Source organism: Streptomyces sp. NPDC088706 (genome assembly GCF_044752765.1).
Taxonomy (GTDB): Bacteria; Actinomycetota; Actinomycetes; order Streptomycetales; family Streptomycetaceae; genus Streptomyces.
The window spans coordinates 475838-493766 of record NZ_JBIVLW010000003.1; the positions used below are offsets into that span (position 1 = coordinate 475838).

The window sequence follows — 17929 nt, forward strand, 5'->3', positions numbered from 1 at the left end:
CTTCCTTGGGACGCTCACCCGGGTGCGGTGTGCAGGGATCTTGACATCGGGGCGAAAGTTTTTCTCCCCCACAGTCAGTGGATGGAGAACATGCAGGTCAAACATGTGATGGTGGTCCTGCTATGAGTTTGTCCACAGTGCTGTCCCCCGGTCCGTGCACAGGTTCCGAGGAGTTCTCCACAGCATCTGGTCCGTCATCCACATGCCCTGTGGATAACCAGATTGGCTGACGGTGGAGACAGGCCTACCGTGGTCCGGCGCCCGCACTCCGTTCCGGCACCGGAGTCAGCAGGACCAGACGCGCCAGAAGCGGAGTCGGGCGACTTGTTTGTCGGTGCCGTGCCGTAAGAAAGAGTGGCACGGCTAGGTCCGCGAAGCGGACGGGAGGAGGTGGCCCGGTGAGCATTCCCGAGCCTTTGGACGACCCCTGGACCGAGGCCGGTCCCGGCGACCGTCTGCCTGTCTCCCGCCCGCGTCGCGGGGAGCGCAAGGGGAGCCGCGAGGACCGGCACGACCGGGGCTCGGACGACGGCTGGGACGGCGGGGGCCCCTCCAGCTTCGAGCGGGTGCCGCCTCAGGACCTGGACGCGGAGCAGTCGGTCCTGGGCGGCATGCTGCTCTCCAAGGACGCCATCGCCGAGGTCGTCGAGGTCATCAAGGGGCACGACTTCTACCGTCCGGCGCACGAGACCGTCTTCCTGGCGATCCTCGACCTGTACGCCAAGGGTGAGCCGGCCGACCCCATCACGGTCGCCGCCGAGCTGGTCAAACGCGGGGAGATCACCAAGGTCGGCGGGGCACCGTACCTCCACACGCTGGTGCAGTCGGTTCCGACCGCGGCCAACGCCTCGTTCTACGCGGAGATCGTCCACGAGCGTGCGGTCCTCCGACGGCTCGTCGAGGCCGGCACGAAGATCACGCAGATGGGATACGCGGCCGACGGCGACGTGGACGAGATCGTCAACTCCGCACAGGCCGAGATCTACGCCGTCACCGAGCAGCGCACCAGTGAGGACTACCTCCCCCTCGGCGACATCATGGAGGGCGCGCTCGACGAGATCGAGGCCATCGGTTCGCGCAGCGGCGAGATGACCGGCGTCCCGACGGGCTTCACGGACCTCGACGCCCTGACGAACGGCATGCACCCCGGCCAGATGATCGTCATCGCGGCCCGTCCCGCCATGGGCAAGTCCACGCTGGCGCTGGACTTCGCGCGCGCCGCGTCGATCAAGAACAACCTCCCCAGCGTCATCTTCTCCCTTGAAATGGGGCGCAACGAGATCGCCATGCGTCTGCTGTCGGCGGAGGCGCGCGTGGCCCTGCACCACATGCGGTCCGGCACGATGACGGACGAGGACTGGACGCGGCTCGCGCGGCGGATGCCGGAGGTCTCGGCCGCCCCGCTCTACATCGACGACTCCCCCAACCTGTCGATGATGGAGATCCGCGCGAAGTGCCGCCGGCTCAAGCAACGCAACGACATCAAGCTCGTGATCATCGACTATCTGCAGCTGATGCAGGCCGGTGGGTCGAAGCGTTCTGAGAGCCGCCAGCAGGAGGTATCGGACATGTCACGAAACCTGAAGCTGCTGGCCAAAGAGCTGGAGGTACCGGTGATCGCGCTTTCGCAGCTGAACCGTGGCCCCGAGCAGCGCACGGACAAGAAGCCGATGGTGTCCGACCTGCGCGAGTCCGGCTCCATCGAGCAGGACGCCGACATGGTCATCCTGCTCCACCGCGAGGACGCGTACGAGAAGGAGTCACCGCGCGCGGGCGAGGCCGACATCATCGTCGGCAAGCACCGTAACGGTCCGACGGCGACCATCACCGTGGCCTTCCAGGGCCACTACTCCCGTTTCGTGGACATGGCGCAGACCTGAGGGGATCCGTTTGTGGGATCCCAGATCCCGTGTCCTTTTCCCACCGGCGATGTCCACCGCGTGGCCAATAGGACAGGGTGATGGGATTCATGCCCCGTGAGCGAGTAGTTCCCCTCTTTGTGTACAGGACCGCCCTGGTCAGCGTCTGTGGGCGTGGCCGGGGCAGGACCCCGGCGTTACGCGGCCAGCGGGGCCGCCTCGGGAAACGCGGGGTTGGTGGTCCGATGGGTACAGCGGTGGCCGCGCCGGTACGGCTGAGTGTCCGACGTGGTGACGAGTCCGTGGTGGAGGACCTGGAGTGGCCGTCGGTGCCGCTCGGGCTGCTGCGGGAGGCCCGGCCGTGGCGGATGTTCCGCTGGTACAAGGGGCAGCAGCACTATTCGGGCACGTACTGGTCGGCGACGGTGGGCGACCACGTGATCTACGAGTCGCGGCTGGAGTTGGGGCGGCTGCTGTTCGCCGACTTTGCCCCGGAGGTGCGGCACATCGTCGCCCAGCCGTTCATGCTCAAGGCCGACGTGGACGGCAAGGTTCGCAAGCACATCCCGGACTATCTGCTGGTGACGGACGACGGGCCGGTGGTCGTGGACGTCAAGCCGCGTCACCGGCTTGAGAAGCCGGAGATCGCGTTCACGTTCGCTTGGACGCGGGAGGCGGTTACTTCTCGCGGATGGCAGTACGAGGTGTGGAGTGAACCGGATCCTTTCGTGCTGGAGAATGTCCGGTTCCTCGCCGGCTACCGCCGCGCCTGGCTGTTCGACCCGGATCTGGTGTCCGCGCTGCGGGTTGCGGATCTGGATGGGATGTCCCTGGGGGATGCTTTCCGGCTGCTCCCGCACTCTCCTCGGCCGCTGGTGAAGTCGGCGGTACTGCACCTGTTGTGGTCTGGGCATGTGACGACCGCGCTGGACCGGCCGCTGAGCTCGGCGCACATGCTGCGGACGGCCGCATGAACAGGGCCGGAACCAGGCTCGGGGTCGGGACACACTTCCGGCTGGACGGCGAGACGGTCGAGGTCGTGGAGTTCGCCAGCCTGGCCACGGGCATGCAGGTCGTCCTCAAGGACGGGCGCGACAGGCTGGCTCGCATGTCGCTGCGTGAGTTGCTGACCTCGGACCGCGCCGAGCTGATCCATGACAGTGCGGGCCCGTCTTCCACCGATGACGAGGACCTCGCGGCCGTGGTGCTGAACCGGCTGACCAAGGACGAGAGGAAGGACGTCCTGGAGCGAGCCGAGCATGTTCGGGAGATGCTGACGGGCTACCGCTCCGGCAGCGAGGACCTCCCACGGCCGGATGAGCCGCGCCCGCAGTACGCCCCTGACCTGCCCCTGCGAGCTCGGTATGAGGCTAAGGCGGCGGAACTGGGGGTGACCGAGCGGACAGTGCGCCGGTGGGCGCGGGCCTTCCGGGAGCTGGGCGAAGGCGGGCTGGTGCTGAAGACCGCGCGGGCGGACAGCGGGCTGGGCAACGCCGATCCGCGCTGGGTCGAGGCCGCGGAGGAAGTGCTGAGGGATTACGAGGAGGAGTCACGGCCCTCGGTGAAGGTGGTGCTGGAGGAAGTCGAGGCCCGCGTCAAGACCAAGTTCAAGCTGGTCAAGGTGCCGGTGCCGCCACGGACGACGGCCTACCGGTGGATGCAGGCGCTGGAGCGGCGTCATCCGACGTTTCGGCTGAGCATGCAGCGCAACCGGGACATCGCCGGTCGCCCGAAGGGCGTCTACGGGAAGCTCCGGCCCACGAGGCCGGGCGAGTACGTGTTGATGGACACCACGCGGCTGGACGTGTTCGCGCTGGACCCGGTGACGCTGCGGTGGATGCAGGCGGAGTTGACCGTCGCGATGGACTGGTACACCCGCTGCATCATCGGCCTGCGGGTGACTCCGGTGTCGACGAAGGCGATCGATGCGGCGGCGGTTCTCTATCAGGTCTACCGTCCTCAGCCGGTTCCGGAGAGCTGGCCGAGAGATGCGGCCTGGCCCGAACACGGCATTCCGCGCGGGGTGCTAGTAGAGGCCGAGGCCGTCCACGGGCCCGCCACAGGGGTCTGGGGCCCGAAGGTGGCGCCCGAGACGTTGATCGTCGACCACGGCAAGATCTACCTGTCGGCGCATCTGACCAGCGTCTGCCGCCGGATGGGGATCTCAGTGCAGCCGGCGAGGCTGCGCACGGGCCGGGACAAGGGGCCGGTGGAGCGGTATTTCCGAACCCTGCGGGAAGACCTGCTGCAGCGGCTGCCCGGTTACAAGGGACCGGACATTCACTCGCGCGGGCTGAACCCGGAGAAGGACGCTTTCTTCTTCCACCATGAGTTGGAGGCGATCATCCGGGAGTGGACCGCGGTGACATATCACCGCAGGCCACACGAGGGTCTCGTCGATCCGCACCTGCCGAAGGTGGAGTTGTCCCCGGCGGTGATGTTCGAGCACGGGCTCGCGCGGGCGGGCTACATTGAGGTGCCCCGCGACCCGAATCTGGCTTTGGAGTTCCTCGGCGTCACGATGCGCACGGTCCAGCACTACGGCGTCGAGATCAACGGCCGCCGCTACAACGGCGGCTGCCTCGACGGGCTGCGGGACATGGCCAGCTCCGACATCGACCTTGACAAGCGCCGGCTGGAGTTCTTCGCGGACCCCGACGATGTCACCCGGATCCATTTCCGGGACCACAAGCGCGTCTGGCACACGCTTCAGTGGGAACACGCGCCCAGCCTCGACATGCCGCTGAGCGATGAAGCGCTGCAGTTCGCCCGGCGTCTGGCGGCGAAGGAGTACACGTACCTCGACGACCGGCTCGCCATCGCCCTGCTGCTGAAGCGGTGGAACCTCGGCCTTGGCACTTCTCTGGTCGAACGGCGGATGGCGCTGCGGCTCTCCCGCGAACAGGTCGCCATGGATCTTCCCGGGCAGCAGGCCGACGACGTCACTTCGCTGCCCTCGGTCGCCCGCGTGCTGTCCCTTCCCGAGCAACCTGCGCCTCCGGCGATCGAGACCGTCCAGGAGGCGGAGGCGGGCGATGACGATGCCGACGGTCTGGAGGAGTTGGCTGAGGAACTCGACTTCTACGCCACGGCCTTGAAGGACATCGACGATGACGAGTAAGCCGACCCGCGCCCAGGCCGAGGAAGCCGATCTGCGCTCCCGGCTGGATCACCTCACGCTGTCCCGCAAGGAAGGCTTCGCCCGCCTCGCGGACGCCCCGCGCCGGATCCGTCCGGATCTCGTGCCCCACCGGCAGTTGAAGAAGCTGGGTGAGGAAGCCCTGGCCGAGTACAACCGCGCCCGCCGCAAATGGCACGCGAACCTCGGCCCGCTCGGAACTCCGCAGATGAAGGCCCTGCACGAAGACCTCTGGGACATCTTCGACAGCAACGACCAGGACAGCGACAAGGTCAAGGGCGGGATCGCCCTCGACGCCTTTCCCGGGCTGGGCAAGACCACGGCCGTGCTTGCCTTCGCGCGCAAGCTCCACCGCCGCATCATCAGGGAGGAAGGCAAGTACACCGACGACGGACATGAACGCTGGCCCGTCTGCCGGGTTGGCCTGACCAGTAACACCGGGATGCGCGACTTCAACCGGGCCATTCTGGAGTACTTCGCGCACCCCGGCCGCTTCCGCGGCACCACGGCTGACTTCGGCTATCGCGCTCTCGATTCCGTGCTGTCCGCGGAAACGAGGTTGCTGATCGTGGACGATCTGCACTTTCTGAAGTGGCGGAACAAGAGCGGGATCGAGGTCAGCAACCACTTCAAATACATCGCCAACGAGTTCCCGGTGACCCTCTTGTTGGTCGGAGTCGGGCTGGAGAAACGGGGCCTGTTCAGCGAGGGAGCAACCTATGAGGATGGGGTCCTCGCCCAGACCGGTCGCCGCACGACCCGGCTGGACATGGACCCGTTCGACATCAGGACCGAGCAGGGACGCCACGGATGGCGCGACACCCTTCTCGCGATCGAGGAACGCGTGCTCCTCGCGAACAAGCACCCAGGCATGATCGCGGACGACCTGTCCGACTACCTCTTCGCCCGCAGCACCGGACACATCGGCTCGCTCATGACGTTGATCAACCGCGGCTGCCAGAGAGCCGTACGCACCGGCGCGGAACACCTGGACAGGGAACTGCTGGACCGGGTGAAGAACGACGCCGCCTCCGAGGAGGCTCGCCGAGAGCTTCAACTGGCCTTTGAGAACAACAAACTGACCAGCCTCCCGAAACTCCAGCGTTGCACAGCATCATGAGCCGTCCCGCTATGCGCATGTTCTCCATCAGGGTCGTGCCCCTTCCAGGAGAGGCACTCGACTCGTGGTTCGAGGCGATGGCCCACCGGCTCCACACACCCATGGGCGAACTGTTGCCCCAGCTGGGGCTGGCCCGTCATGCCAGAGCAAGACGAAAGACGGAACCAGAAGCCGACATTCCGCGCGACTGGGTCCAGCTCCTCCGACCCGCGGAGGTCAACGACATCGCGCATACCTGCGGCATCGATCCCGAGCAGGTCATCGCAGCGACCTTGGCCCACTACGACGAGCGAGCCCTGCTACTTGATCACCGCACCCGACAGGTCAAACGCTGGGTGCTCTGGGGCCGAGGCAGCGGCTCCCGCTACTGCCCCGACTGTCTGGCAGCCTCCGGCGGACGATGGCAGCTGGAATGGCGGCTCGGCTGGTCCTTCGCCTGCCTCCAACACCACAGGCTCCTGGCGGACACCTGCCCCCACTGCGGCTCCCTGCAGAGAAGCCACCCGCACCCCGTCGCCGGCATTCCACAGCCAGGGCACTGCGCGAACCCCGCGACCAACCGGTCCACCGGCCCGGAATCGCCCCGCTGCCGAGCTGATCTTGCACAAATGCCCACGCTGACGCTGCCGCACGAACACCCGGCCCTGGCTGCACAACGGATCGTGAGTGAAACGATCACCTCGGGGACTGCGGACTTCGGGATCTACGAACGCTCCGCGGTTCCTTCGTTGAATGCCTTGGCCGACCTCCGAGCAGTCGCTTCCCGAACCCTGGCCGCCTCCAGAAGCGACCTCCTCAGGACCCTGGTCCCAGCCGACGTACTCGATGCCCACAACGCGGCCGCAAGCCCGCGGTCAGGTCCTCGCTCTCTGACTAACCCCACCGTCCGGCCCGGGTTCATGGCCCCTCCCACGGCCGCCGGCACCGCAGCCGGTGTCATCGCGGCCCTGCACATCCTGGGAGGGCGGCGCGTCCAGCTGGCGGGCGCGGAACTTCGCCGATTCACCGGACACCATCCGAGGAGCACCACACCGGCAACCCCGACCACGATGACCGCCTGGGGCAAGTACACAAGCCCGCGACTGCTGGCCGTCCAGCTCGCGTCGATCGGACCCGACCTCAGATGCACTGACCAGCTCCGCTACCGAACAGCGTCAAACCGGCCCCGCTACCCGGACAGCGTCCAGGACTCCCACCGTCGACTTCACTCGATCCCTGCGGTGTTCTGGCCAGCGCTGTCGCTACGGATTGCACCTCCAGCGGGCCACTATCAACGCATCCTGAGACCCGCCCTGTCCTGCATGCTCGGCCTCACCGGCAGCCGTCTGGACATGGAAGAGATCTCACGCCGCCTGGGAAGCGCAACCAGCGGCCTCGCTGCCTCCAGAGTCATGCAGTATCTGCGACGCACCCCTTGGTGGACGGTCATGCAGAACGGCATGACCCTGCTGGCTGAGCAACTCGACGCACAACCGGCACCCATCGACTACGAACGCCGACGCCACCTTGACTACAGCGGCCTCCTGCCCCCTCAAGAGTGGGATGACATCTGCCGACGCACAGCGCAATTCCGCGGTCGTGAGCGGCGAATCCACGCTGCCCGCAGCCACCTCTTCGAACGCATCAGCGGACTCCCGGCCGAGCTCATGCCAGCTGAGACGATCGTGACGGAAGCCGAGACCCGCAAGTGGATCAGCGAGTTCACCACTCATCTGACCTCGGACCTGGCAACCGAGCTCGACCACACAGCCAGATCCTTCCTCGACCGTCACCGCATCCACGACGAGCCACTCACCTGGCAGCCAGACACCACGCTCCTGAAAGGGCTCGAGCTCCCAGGAACCAACCCCGACGCTGTCAGCGTCGCCACTCTGCACGAGCTCATCGGCCGGTCTCGCATGACCGTCACGCAAGCGGCCAACCTCCTCGGCACAAGCAACGATGCGGTCAAGCATCTCCTCGCCGAGCATCCGCCGCCACCACGACCCATCACCCCTGGCAAAGCCTGGGCGACAGGTCACATCAGTGCAGTGGCCCGGGCACAGCTACCGGATTCTGAACTGCGGCGTCTCTACATCGATGAACGGCTGTCCATCCGCCGCATCTCCCAGGCAACAGGCATCAGCATCAGTGTGGTCACCGCTCTCACCCGTGAGTACGACATTGCCCTGCGTCCTACAGGCAGAACAAGCCGGGCGAAGCCCATCACCAGGGAATGGCTCCACGAGCAGTACACGGTTCACCGCCGACCTCTCGCGGACCTCGCCCGCGAGACCGGCATGAGTCCCACATCGATGGCTCGCTGGGCGAGACACCACCAGATCTCGACCCGCCGCGGCGGAGCCGGCCACAACCCAGCCCTCAGAGCCCTCGCCGACGGCGCTACCGCACCACCCTTACTTCGGCTGGCACTCGAACGCCGGGGTGGTCGTGAACACCTCCGTAACTTTGCCGCCGCGGCCTCCTACCCCACCCTCGGCGCCGCAGCAGACGCTCTGAACGTCAAGCGGTTCACTCTCGTCGGGCAGATCAACCGACTGGAGCGAGACCTTGGCGGGCCGCTACTGGAACGAGCGGTCCGCGGACGTCCCATGCGGCTCACAGCACTGGGAAGGCGAGCGAAGAGAGCGATCAACAAAGCCTTTCCAGACCAGGCTGCCAGCAACACCCCGCTTCGGAGAACAGACGGAAGCTGATCAGGGGGAAACTCTCTCCTCAGCTTGGGGTTACAGCCCGCGGAAAGACAAATAGTGAAGGACTGTCAGTGGGGGACGGTACCCTCAGATCTAGCTCAAAGAGGACCCCGGTGGCGTCGAGGTCGACGGGCACCGGGGTCTCTTCCTTACTGGCATTTGGAACCTACCTCGAACACAACGCCGAAGGCACTCAGTGCCGGAGTTTGTGATCATTGCCTCGCCGATCGCGGCACACCGGGCCTCCTCGCGAAACACGAGGAAGGACCCCAGAACGTGCACCTGATAAAGGCCCGCGTCACCGACTACCGGTCCATCGAGGACTCCGAGACCTTCGACATCGAAGACGACGTCACCTGTCTGGTCGGCAAGAATGAGTCGGGCAAGACCACGCTGCTGCAGGCCCTCTACCGGCTCAAGCCGGTAGAGGGCGTGAAGCTCGACGAGGTGATCGACTTCCCGGCCCGCAAGACCCGGGAGCGCAAGCGGCTCCCCGACGGGAAGCAGATTCCCGTGGTCCGCGCAACCTTCCGCTTCGATGAGGCGGAGATGAAGCAGATCGTGGACGAACTGGGACCGAAGGCCCTGCGTAGCCCGGAGTTCCAGGTCACCATCGGCTACCGCGACCCCATCAAGCGGTTCACGCTCCCCTACAACGAAGCGGCCATCGTCGACCACCTGCGCTCGGCTCTCGATCTGCCCGCAGCGGCGGCCAAGGCGCTCAGCGGCGCGAAGACGGTCAAGGATCTGCTCGACGCCCTGGACGAACTGGACGAGAGCCCCTCGGACGCCAGCGCTCTGGCCGAGCGCATCCGCGAATGGCGCGACAGCAGCGTGGTGATGCACCTGATCGACGCCTACGCGAGTAAGTGGATGCCGACGTTCGTCTACTTCGACGACTACGACTCCATGCCCGGCAAGGTCTCGCTCCCAGACCTGATCCGACGCAGCGATGCCGGCGATGTCACGCGAGGGGAGCGGGCACTGCTGAGCCTTCTCGACATGGCCGGCGTATCTCCCGAGGAGTTCAACGACTCCGATCAGCACGAACGGCTCATCCGCGAATTGGAGAACTCGGGCAACGTCATCTCCGACGAGGTCTTCGAGTACTGGTCGCAGAACACGGAGTTGGAAGTCCAACTGAAGACCCTCGCGCCGGAACCTGGCGCCCTGGCCCCCTTCGACCAAGGCCCGATCCTGCAGGTCCGGGTCTTCAACCGCCGCCACCGCGCATCCGTGCCCTTCGATGAGCGGTCCCGCGGCTTCGTCTGGTTCTTCTCCTTCCTCGCCTACTTCAACGAGCTGGAGGCTGCCGGAACCACCGACCTGATCCTTCTGCTCGACGAACCCGGCCTTTCTCTCCACGGACGCGCCCAGGAGGACTTCCTTCGTCTGGTCGACGACCGCCTCGCGCCGAAGCACCAGGTCCTCTACACGACGCACTCGCCCTTCATGGTCGATCCCGACCACCTCAACCGCGTCCGAACCGTGATCGACATGGAGCGAGGCGGCGCCAAGGTCTCCTCGGAGATCTTCAAGGCCGACGAGGACACCGCCTTCCCCCTGCTGACCGCGATGGGCATCGAGATGACTCAGACGCTGTTCGTGGGAGAGCACATCCTGCTCCTCGAAGGCCCCAGCGACCTGATCTATCTGGACGTTCTCACGGATCTTGCCGAAGCGAATGGCTCCACCGGGCTCGACCCGCGCTGGGTGAAGACCCCCATCGGCGGCTCCGGCAAGCTGTCCACCTTCGTGACTCTCCTCGGCGCGAACAAGCTGAACGTTGCCGTCCTCATCGACTCCAGCACCAAGGACGTGGGCGCTGTCCAGCGACTCCGCGACAACGACCAGCTCTCCAAGAACGGGCTCGTCGAGATCAGCGAGTTCACCGACGCCGGTGACGCGGATGTCGAGGACCTGTTCGACCGTGACTTCTATGTCGAACTCGTGAACCGCGCCTACGCCGCCGAGTTGGCCGCGCCCATCACCGCTGCGGATCTCAATGCCAAGGACCCCCGCGTCGTCCGGCAGATTGAATCGGTCTTCAAGAAGCGGAAGATCGATACGCGGTTCAACCACTACAGGCCAGCCGCTGTCCTCCTCCGTGAGCAGAACGAACTCATCTCGAAGATCGACGCCGCCACGATCGCCCGCGCCAACCGGCTCTTCACCCGAATGAACGCTCTCCTCCCCAAGCGCTGAGGGGACCAGGGAGTGACACGCTCCCGGCTGTCTCTCCTCAGCAAATAGGACAGTTCTGATGCGCACGGGTGAGACGCGGAAGCTCTAGGAGTGAGTACACAGGGGCTGGCTTCGGCGGCGGTGGGGCACTTGCCTCACCGCCGCCGACTTTTATGGGCGCGGTCCCTCAGTGCACTGCCCGCCGGTCCGAACGACTGGTCGCGCTCGGCCTAGTGGGTATATGACTCTGCTTGCCGATCAGCAACATCGAACTCCGTCGTAGTACATGGCGGAGTGGGCAACGAGGCGTGCCTCAGAGGAGGAGCCACGAACCTCTTCTCCTGTCGCTTCTGAGGATTTGGACATGGTTGTGAGAATGAGCGGCTGGACACGGCCTGAGACATCGAGAGAGTTGGCAGGTCAGCGACGCGGCAGATGACACCGCTCGCCGGAACCTACACCGTTGTAGGGCCTCATTTCCCGTGTCGGAATCTCACGATCGATGTCGGATGGATGTCGTGCTGCCCGGCGGTCCGGAAGATTCCGGCTGAGACGGACCTGTTGCATGGCGCTGGAGCCCGACAGCGGAGGAGGCGAAGATGGCTGAACAAGAAGGGTTCTCGGCGCACAACCGTTGACGGGATCGAGTACCGCTGGCGGATCCGCGGGAAGCCCTCCTACATGCAGGGACTTTGCTGGACACCGATGACCTATGCGGTTGAAACGGCCAGCGGCAGCCAGCCGGGCACGACCTTGATCGTCACCAGCGGTCAGGCCCATCCCAGCAACTGGGTGGGCGTCGAGACGGAGCCCATTCGTCCGGCTCACGTTGCTGCCAGCATTTCGAGAGGCACGGGATCAAGGCTGGGATCCAACCCGGGTCGGTTCTCCTTTCCAGCTCGACCGATCCGCGGGATTCATCGCGCAGTCATGAGATAGAGCGGGGTAGGTAGGCGCATCTGGCCCGGCATCATGGCCTGGTGACCACATGGATGCGCTGCTACTGGGACGAGGAAGACACCTGGTTCTACTTCGAGGTCGACGCCGAAGGCTGGGTGATCCGGCAGGTCGAACTCGAAGGGCCTGAGCTGATCCCGATCGCAGCTGCTTCCCTCGCCGAGTGGCAGCGGGCCCGCGACGCAGGCCGCCTCGGTGATTGCGACAGCAGATTCGGGATCACCGCCGAGCTGCCCGTCTCGGAATGGGAAGGCCACGACCCCGAGCGACTCACCCTCGAGGAGTTCGACGATGTCTGGGGCCCTGCCCGTCAGCAGATCGCATCCCGGCCCAGCTGACCTCTCGGCGCCGCACTGGCTTCTTGGCATCATCGCGGCATGACCCCGACCCTTCCCCGCACCGTCCGAGCCGTCGACACCGCTCAGCTCCTGGACCTGGCCCAGCAGGCCGCCATGCACAGCTTCAGCCAGCGGCTCCCGGTCGACTGGCTCCGGGAGCACCTTGCCGCGAGGGCGACGCACTACCTGTTCCCGACGCTCGTGCAGCGGCTCACGCACCGTCCCGGGGTGCCGCTGCAGTGGAGGTGCCAGCAACTGCTGACCGTCACCACCGGCGAACGGATCTGGGGTCTGCCGGCCGTGAGCGCTGAGCCCTGGGGGAGCTGTTCGGGGAGCGGTCGTCCCGCCCGGTAATCCTCTCGTCAGGCGGCAGCCCGTCGGGTAAGGGTTGACCATGACTTCTCCCAGTGAACAACTGCTTCCCAGCACCCGGCGATCCCTCCTCCATCGCATCGCCACCGCTCAACGGGACGGCCGGGCGCCCACCCTCGCGGCTGCCGTTCAGCGGGAGGGCCGGATCGCCTGGAGCGGGGGCCGTACGGGACTGGAGGGGGCGTCCCCGGACGCGGATACGCAGTACCGGATCGGCTCGATCACCAAGACGTTCACCGCGGTTCTGGTCCTGCGGCTGCGGGACGAGGGGCTGATCGATCTGGACGACCAGCTGGAGAAGCACCTCCCCGGCACCGGTGCGGGCGGTGCGACCGTCTTCCAACTGCTCGGACACAGCGCGGGTCTCGGCGCCGAGGCACCCGCCCCCTGGTGGGAGCGGACCCCGGGAGCCCTGCGGCCCGAGCTCGCCGCTGTGCTCGGCGACCGGCCGCAGATGCACCCGGCGGGCCACCGCTTCCACTACTCCAACCCGGGCTACACCCTGCTCGGTTCGCTGGTCGAAGCGGTACGCGGGGTCTCCTGGGAGGTGGCGCTGCGCCGCGAGATCCTGGAGCCGCTGGGCATGCACCGTACGACGGCCGGGCCGGTCGCCCCGTACGCGGAGGGCTGGGCCGTCCACCCCTGGGCCGATGTGGTGGTGAGCGAACCGGCCGAGAACCTCGGGCTGATGGCGCCCGCCGGTCAGCTCTGGTCGACCGCCGCAGACCTTTTGCGGTTCGCCGCCTTCCTGACCTCGGGCGACGACCGGGTCCTGTCGGCCGCGTCCGTACGGCAGATGCGGACGCCCGCCGCACCCGCCGCCGAGGGTGGAGGCAACGCCTACGGCCTCGGTCTCCAGGTCGTGAAGGCCGGCAGCCGCGTCCTCTTCGGACACGCGGGTTCGCTGCCCGGATTCGTCGCCGGTCTGTGGTTCAGCGAGGAGGACGACGTCGCGGCGGTCGCCCTCGCCAACGCGACCTCCGGACTGCCCGCCGGAACGGTGGCCGCCGAACTCCTGAGCATCGTCGCGGACGCGGAGCCGCGGATCCCGGAGCCCTGGTGCCCGTTGCCCGAGGCCGACGAGGAGTTGCTGGCCCTGACCGGGGTCTGGCACTGGGGGACCCACACGTTCACGCTGAGGCTGTCCGGGGGCCGGGGGTTTGAGCTCCGGCCGCTGGGCGGCACCGGCCGCGGAGCGTTCTTCACGTCCCGCCCGGACGGCACCTGGACAGGCCTGGACGACTACTACGCGGGGGAGACCCTCCGCGTCGTACGCAGGGACGACGGTTCGGTCGACCACCTCGACCTCGGCTCGTTCGTCTTCACCCGCGAGCCGTACGAGGCGGGAGCGGATGTCCCCGGCGGGCTGGACCCGGCCGGCTGGCGCGGGCTCGGCGGCTGAGCTCTGAACGGTGACGGGCGGTGGGGTGGATGTTTCACGTGAAACATCCACCCCACCGCCCGGTGTTCTCTCAGAGAGCGAGCTTGAAGCCCACATGGCTCGCGGTGAATCCGAGCCGCGTATAGAAGCGGTGCGCGTCCTTGCGGGAGACGTTCGAGGTCAGCTGCACCAACTGGCAGCCCTGGCGGCGGGATTCGTCGACCGCCCACTGGATCAGCTGCGTGCCGAGCCCGCCGCCCCGCTCGTCGGCGTGGATGCGGACGGCCTCGATGATCGAGCGGGTGGTGCCGCGCCGGGACAGCCCGTGGATCACGGTCAGCTGGAGGGTGCCGACCACGCGGTCCTCGCGGACGGCGACCACGATGTGCTGGTTCGGGTCGTCGGCCAGCCGTCGGAACGCGGCGCGGTACGGCGTGAGGTCGTCCGGCGACTCCCGCTGCGCGCCGAGCGGGTCGTCGGCCAGCATGGCCACCACGGCGGCGAGGTCGGTCTCGGCAACGGGACGTATCTCAAGATCGCTCATGAGCGGCAGCGTACCGGCCGACGGTCGTCAGGCCGCGACCTTCAGCTCTTCGACCGCCCGGACCAAGGGGGCGAGCTCGGGGTTGTCCGACGCCTCGTCCAGCGCGTCCCGCAGGGCGCTGTCGTTGGTCGGCCGGGCCTGAGCGAGCAGGGCGAGGCCGTACTCGGTGACGTCGGTGTAGATGCCCCGCCGGTCGGTGTCGCACAGATACCGGGTCAGCAGCCCGCGGTCCTCCAGCCTCGTGACCAGACGGGTAGTGGCGCTCTGGCTGAGTACGACGGCGTCGGCGACCTGCTTCATCTGGAGATGGCCGCCGGGGCCGCTGTGCTGCCGGCTCAACACGTCGAGCAGTGAGTACTCGCGCGCGCTGAGCCCGTGGCCTGACTGGAGGGCGCGCTCGATGCGGGCCTCGATCTTCCCGTGGAGCAGGGAGAGGGCGCACCAGCCTTGGGCCAGGGCGGTCAGGGCGGGGTCCGTCGCGGTCATGGTCTCTCCTCCGTGCGGGAGCTGCGTGGTTCCAGGATAGGGGACGGATGCAATAGCCCGCGCTTGCAATTAACCAGCGCATGCAATTATTGTGGACGCTTGTAAGGCGCAGACGCAATCTTCAGGGAAGGTGAAACCCATGCCGCTCGCGCTCCTCGCCCTGGCCATCGGGGCATTCGGTATCGGCACGACCGAGTTCGTGATCATGGGGTTGCTCCCCGAGGTTGCCGCGGACTTCCAGGTGTCGATCCCGACCGCAGGCTTCCTGGTGACCGGCTACGCGCTCGGCGTCGTCCTCGGTGCCCCGCTCATGACCCTCCTTAGCACCCGGATCACCCGTAAGCGGATGCTGATGCTCCTGATGGGGCTGTTCATCGTGGGCAACGTGGTGTCCGCCCTCGCCCCCGTCTTCGGCGTCATGCTCGCCGGCCGGGTGATCGCCTCCCTCGCACACGGTGCCTTCTTCGGCATCGGCTCGGTGGTCGCGGCCGATCTGGTCGCCCCGCAGAAGAAGGCCGGGGCCATCGCCATGATGTTCACCGGACTCACCGTCGCCAACGTCGTCGGCGTCCCGCTCGGCACCTACATCGGACAGTCCGCGGGCTGGCGCACCACGTTCGTCATGGTGGCGCTCCTCGGTGTGGTCGGGCTCCTCGGAGTGGCGAAGCTCGTCCCCGAGCAGCACAAGCCCGAAGGCGTGCGTATCCGCCATGAACTCGCCGCGTTCCGCAACGTCCAGGTCCTGCTCGCCATGGCCATGACCGTCCTGGGCTTCGGCGGAGTCTTCGCCGCCATCACCTACATCACCCCGATGATGACCGAGATCGCCGGCTACTCGGCCTCGTCCGTCACCTGGCTGCTGGTCCTGTTCGGCCTCGGCATGGTGGGTGGCAACCTGGTCGGCGGAAAGTTCGCCGACCGCCATCTGATGCCGATGCTGTTCGTCTCGCTCGGCGCGCTCGCCCTCGTCCTCGGTCTCTTCACCGTGACCGCCCACAACAAGGTCGCCGCAGCCGTCACCATCTTCCTGATCGGCGCCCTGGGCTTCGCGACCGTCCCCCCGCTGCAGAAGCGGGTCCTCGACCAGGCGGCAGGCGCCCCCACCCTGGCCTCCGCCGTCAACATCGGGGCCTTCAATCTGGGCAACGCCCTCGCCGCCTGGCTCGGCGGCCTCGTCATCGCCGCCGGTCTCGGCTACACCGCCCCCAACTGGGTCGGCGCGGTCCTCGCCGCGTCCGCCCTGGTCCTGGCCGTGCTCTCCAGCCTGCTGGAGCGCCGCACCACCGGCATCGAAGGGCGGACCGTCACCGGGAGCAGCCCCGAGCCGGACGGCGCCATGGCCCGGCGCTGAGCCCCGTCCCGGAAACCCCACCCCACCGCACCACGCAACGATCAGGAGCAGTTCCATGAGCACCACCACCGCTGTCCCCCCGCTGACCATCCAGGACGCGGAAGCCCTTGTCACGGCCGCTCGTAACGCCGCCGAGGCGGCCGGGGTCGCCGTCGCCGTGAGTGTGGTGGACGCGGGCGGCCACCTGCTGGCCTTCCGGCGCGACGACCGGGCGGTCCTCATCGCCGGCGAGACCAGCACCCGCAAGGCGTTCACCGCGCTGCAGCTCGACACCCCCACCGCGGACCTCGTCGACGCCGTGCGGCCCGGCGGGCTCTTCCACACCCTGCCGACCGCGCTGGACCGGCCGCTGCTCTTCATCGCCGGCGGCATCCCGCTGCACCGCGACGGACGCCTGATCGGCGCCATCGGGGTCGGCGGCGGAGCCCCGGAGCAGGACCACGGATTCGCGTCGGCCGCGACGGACTCCCTCGTCTGAGACGAAGAACCCCGGCCCCGGGGCCGGCAGGATCACCTGGCAGCCGCACCGTCCTTCCCGGCGGTGCGGCTGCCAGGCGTCAGCCCGTTGCGACGGTGAGCGGAGCGAACCTGCGGGTCGCGTCGCCCGGCAGATCCGGAACGCCGTACGTCATCACCGCGGTCCCGGAGCCCGGTTCGAGCCCGCGCTCCACCAGCCAGGACAGCAGCTCCTCGTGGCGCGCGTCGACGTCGATCCGCAGCGGCCGGTCCGTCGTCGCGGCCAGTGCGGTGACGAGCGCCTTCGCCGTGGCGGTGTCCCGCGCGATGAGCGGACCCACGACATGGTCGTCGTCGCTCGGCCAGAGGCCCGCGTAACCGGTCAGCTCGCCGTTCTCCTCGGCGACCTGGAGCCGGTCGGAGAAGGACGGGAGCCGGGCGATGATGTGCGTGCGGTCGACACCGAAGACCGGCAGGTCGAGCTGGACCATCGCCCGCAGGTCGTCCGCGGCGGCGGGACGGGTGGCCACCGCGGATGCCCGAAGCTCCACCGAACCCCGGACCACCGCCGAAGCCCGCGCCTCCGGCCGGAACCGGCCGTGGGCCCGCTCGGTGCGGCCCACGTGGGCGAAGCCGAGCTCCTCGTAGAGACGCTGTCCCTGGGGTGTGGCGTACAGCGAGAGCGGAGTGGACCCGGCTTCCTCCATCACATGGCGCATGAGTCGACGGGCGATCCCCTGCCGGGCGTGGCGTCCGGCGACGAGCAGCATGCCGACGGCCGCCAGGCCGGCCCCGTACGAGGTCATCACACAGGCCGCCACCAACCCCTCTCCGTCGGGTGCCGCGATGCCGTACCCCGTTCCCGCGGAGAGGAGCAGCGCCCATCGGTGTTCGTCGCGCGGCCAGCCCCGGTCCTCGGAGAGGTCGGCGCAGGAGACCAGGTCTCCTCGCGTGAGGCGCCGTACGGGCAGGTCGACGAGGGGCAGGGGTGAGGGGCTGTGCATGGGGTCAGGCTGTCCGAAGCGATCATCGCCCGTCCACCGGTTTCC

General features: G+C 67.5%; 13 protein-coding genes and 2 pseudogenes. 12 read left to right on the plus strand and 3 right to left on the minus strand.

The annotated features are described in order from the left end of the window. Positions 1-398: 398 nt before the first annotated feature. From dnaB to ACIQAK_RS11665, 10 genes and pseudogenes are all read left to right on the plus strand, one after another. On the plus strand, positions 399-1880 hold the full coding sequence (gene dnaB, locus ACIQAK_RS11620) for a replicative DNA helicase (protein ID WP_366392812.1): 1482 nt from the start codon (positions 399-401) through the stop codon (positions 1878-1880). Between the two features lie 224 nt (positions 1881-2104). Next, positions 2105-2833, plus strand: a complete 729-nt coding sequence (locus ACIQAK_RS11625; protein ID WP_366392811.1) for a TnsA-like heteromeric transposase endonuclease subunit — start codon at positions 2105-2107, stop codon at positions 2831-2833. A 65-nt stretch (positions 2834-2898) separates the two neighbouring features. Beyond that, positions 2899-4980 (plus strand): transposase, encoded by a 2082-nt coding sequence (locus ACIQAK_RS11630; protein WP_366392810.1) that lies wholly within the window; start codon positions 2899-2901, stop codon positions 4978-4980. After that, entirely contained in the window at positions 4970-6118 is a 1149-nt protein-coding gene (locus tag ACIQAK_RS11635; protein WP_366392809.1) for an AAA family ATPase, read from the plus strand. Before ACIQAK_RS11630 ends, ACIQAK_RS11635 begins: the two co-directional genes overlap by 11 nt. Positions 6119-6135: 17 nt before the next feature. Next, positions 6136-6567, plus strand: a pseudogene (locus ACIQAK_RS11640) (TniQ family protein); the annotation flags it as partial. Positions 6568-7419: 852 nt separating this feature from the next. After that, positions 7420-8814, plus strand: a complete 1395-nt coding sequence (locus ACIQAK_RS11645; RefSeq protein WP_366392823.1) for a LysR family transcriptional regulator — start codon at positions 7420-7422, stop codon at positions 8812-8814. 273 nt (positions 8815-9087) lie between these two features. Beyond that, positions 9088-11016: an AAA family ATPase gene (locus ACIQAK_RS11650; RefSeq protein ID WP_366392808.1), complete on the plus strand. Its 1929-nt coding sequence runs from the start codon at positions 9088-9090 to the stop codon at positions 11014-11016. Positions 11017-11987: 971 nt separating this feature from the next. Further along, positions 11988-12290 (plus strand): hypothetical protein, encoded by a 303-nt coding sequence (locus ACIQAK_RS11655; RefSeq protein ID WP_401848000.1) that lies wholly within the window; start codon positions 11988-11990, stop codon positions 12288-12290. 39 nt (positions 12291-12329) lie between these two features. After that, positions 12330-12584, plus strand: a pseudogene (locus ACIQAK_RS11660) (hypothetical protein); the annotation flags it as partial. Between the two features lie 100 nt (positions 12585-12684). Continuing rightward, positions 12685-14064, plus strand: a complete 1380-nt coding sequence (locus tag ACIQAK_RS11665; RefSeq protein WP_366392806.1) for a serine hydrolase domain-containing protein — start codon at positions 12685-12687, stop codon at positions 14062-14064. Positions 14065-14134: 70 nt separating this feature from the next. Here the strand turns inward: ACIQAK_RS11665 and ACIQAK_RS11670 are convergent, their stop codons facing one another. Both ACIQAK_RS11670 and ACIQAK_RS11675 read right to left on the minus strand, forming a co-directional pair. Next, positions 14135-14587, minus strand: coding sequence for a GNAT family N-acetyltransferase (locus tag ACIQAK_RS11670; protein ID WP_366391613.1), 453 nt, complete (start codon positions 14585-14587; stop codon positions 14135-14137). Positions 14588-14614: 27 nt separating this feature from the next. Continuing rightward, on the minus strand, positions 14615-15073 hold the full coding sequence (locus ACIQAK_RS11675; RefSeq protein WP_366391614.1) for a MarR family transcriptional regulator: 459 nt from the start codon (positions 15071-15073) through the stop codon (positions 14615-14617). A 139-nt stretch (positions 15074-15212) separates the two neighbouring features. On the opposite strand from ACIQAK_RS11675, the gene ACIQAK_RS11680 reads away from it, so the two are divergent. Both ACIQAK_RS11680 and ACIQAK_RS11685 read left to right on the plus strand, forming a co-directional pair. Next, positions 15213-16424 (plus strand): MFS transporter, encoded by a 1212-nt coding sequence (locus ACIQAK_RS11680; RefSeq protein WP_366391615.1) that lies wholly within the window; start codon positions 15213-15215, stop codon positions 16422-16424. A 55-nt stretch (positions 16425-16479) separates the two neighbouring features. Next, complete coding sequence (locus tag ACIQAK_RS11685) at positions 16480-16902, plus strand: heme-binding protein (RefSeq protein WP_366391616.1); 423 nt, start codon at positions 16480-16482, stop codon at positions 16900-16902. A 79-nt stretch (positions 16903-16981) separates the two neighbouring features. Here ACIQAK_RS11685 and ACIQAK_RS11690 read toward each other — a convergent pair whose 3' ends face one another. Next, positions 16982-17884: a GNAT family N-acetyltransferase gene (locus ACIQAK_RS11690; RefSeq protein WP_366391617.1), complete on the minus strand. Its 903-nt coding sequence runs from the start codon at positions 17882-17884 to the stop codon at positions 16982-16984. Positions 17885-17929 lie beyond the last annotated feature (45 nt).

Bases quoted from the DNA above. Each gene is read 5' to 3' on its own strand.
- ACIQAK_RS11670 (WP_366391613.1), bottom strand. From the start codon at position 14,587: ATGAGCGATCTTGAGATACGTCCCGTTGCCGAGACCGACCTCGCCGCC.
- ACIQAK_RS11635 (WP_366392809.1), top strand. From the start codon at position 4,970: ATGACGAGTAAGCCGACCCGCGCCCAGGCCGAGGAAGCCGATCTGCGC.
- ACIQAK_RS11685 (WP_366391616.1), top strand. From the start codon at position 16,480: ATGAGCACCACCACCGCTGTCCCCCCGCTGACCATCCAGGACGCGGAA.
- ACIQAK_RS11675 (WP_366391614.1), bottom strand. From the start codon at position 15,073: ATGACCGCGACGGACCCCGCCCTGACCGCCCTGGCCCAAGGCTGGTGC.
- ACIQAK_RS11625 (WP_366392811.1), top strand. From the start codon at position 2,105: ATGGGTACAGCGGTGGCCGCGCCGGTACGGCTGAGTGTCCGACGTGGT.
- ACIQAK_RS11645 (WP_366392823.1), top strand. From the start codon at position 7,420: ATGCTCGGCCTCACCGGCAGCCGTCTGGACATGGAAGAGATCTCACGC.
- ACIQAK_RS11665 (WP_366392806.1), top strand. From the start codon at position 12,685: ATGACTTCTCCCAGTGAACAACTGCTTCCCAGCACCCGGCGATCCCTC.
- ACIQAK_RS11655 (WP_401848000.1), top strand. From the start codon at position 11,988: ATGCGCTGCTACTGGGACGAGGAAGACACCTGGTTCTACTTCGAGGTC.
- ACIQAK_RS11690 (WP_366391617.1), bottom strand. From the start codon at position 17,884: ATGCACAGCCCCTCACCCCTGCCCCTCGTCGACCTGCCCGTACGGCGC.
- ACIQAK_RS11680 (WP_366391615.1), top strand. From the start codon at position 15,213: ATGCCGCTCGCGCTCCTCGCCCTGGCCATCGGGGCATTCGGTATCGGC.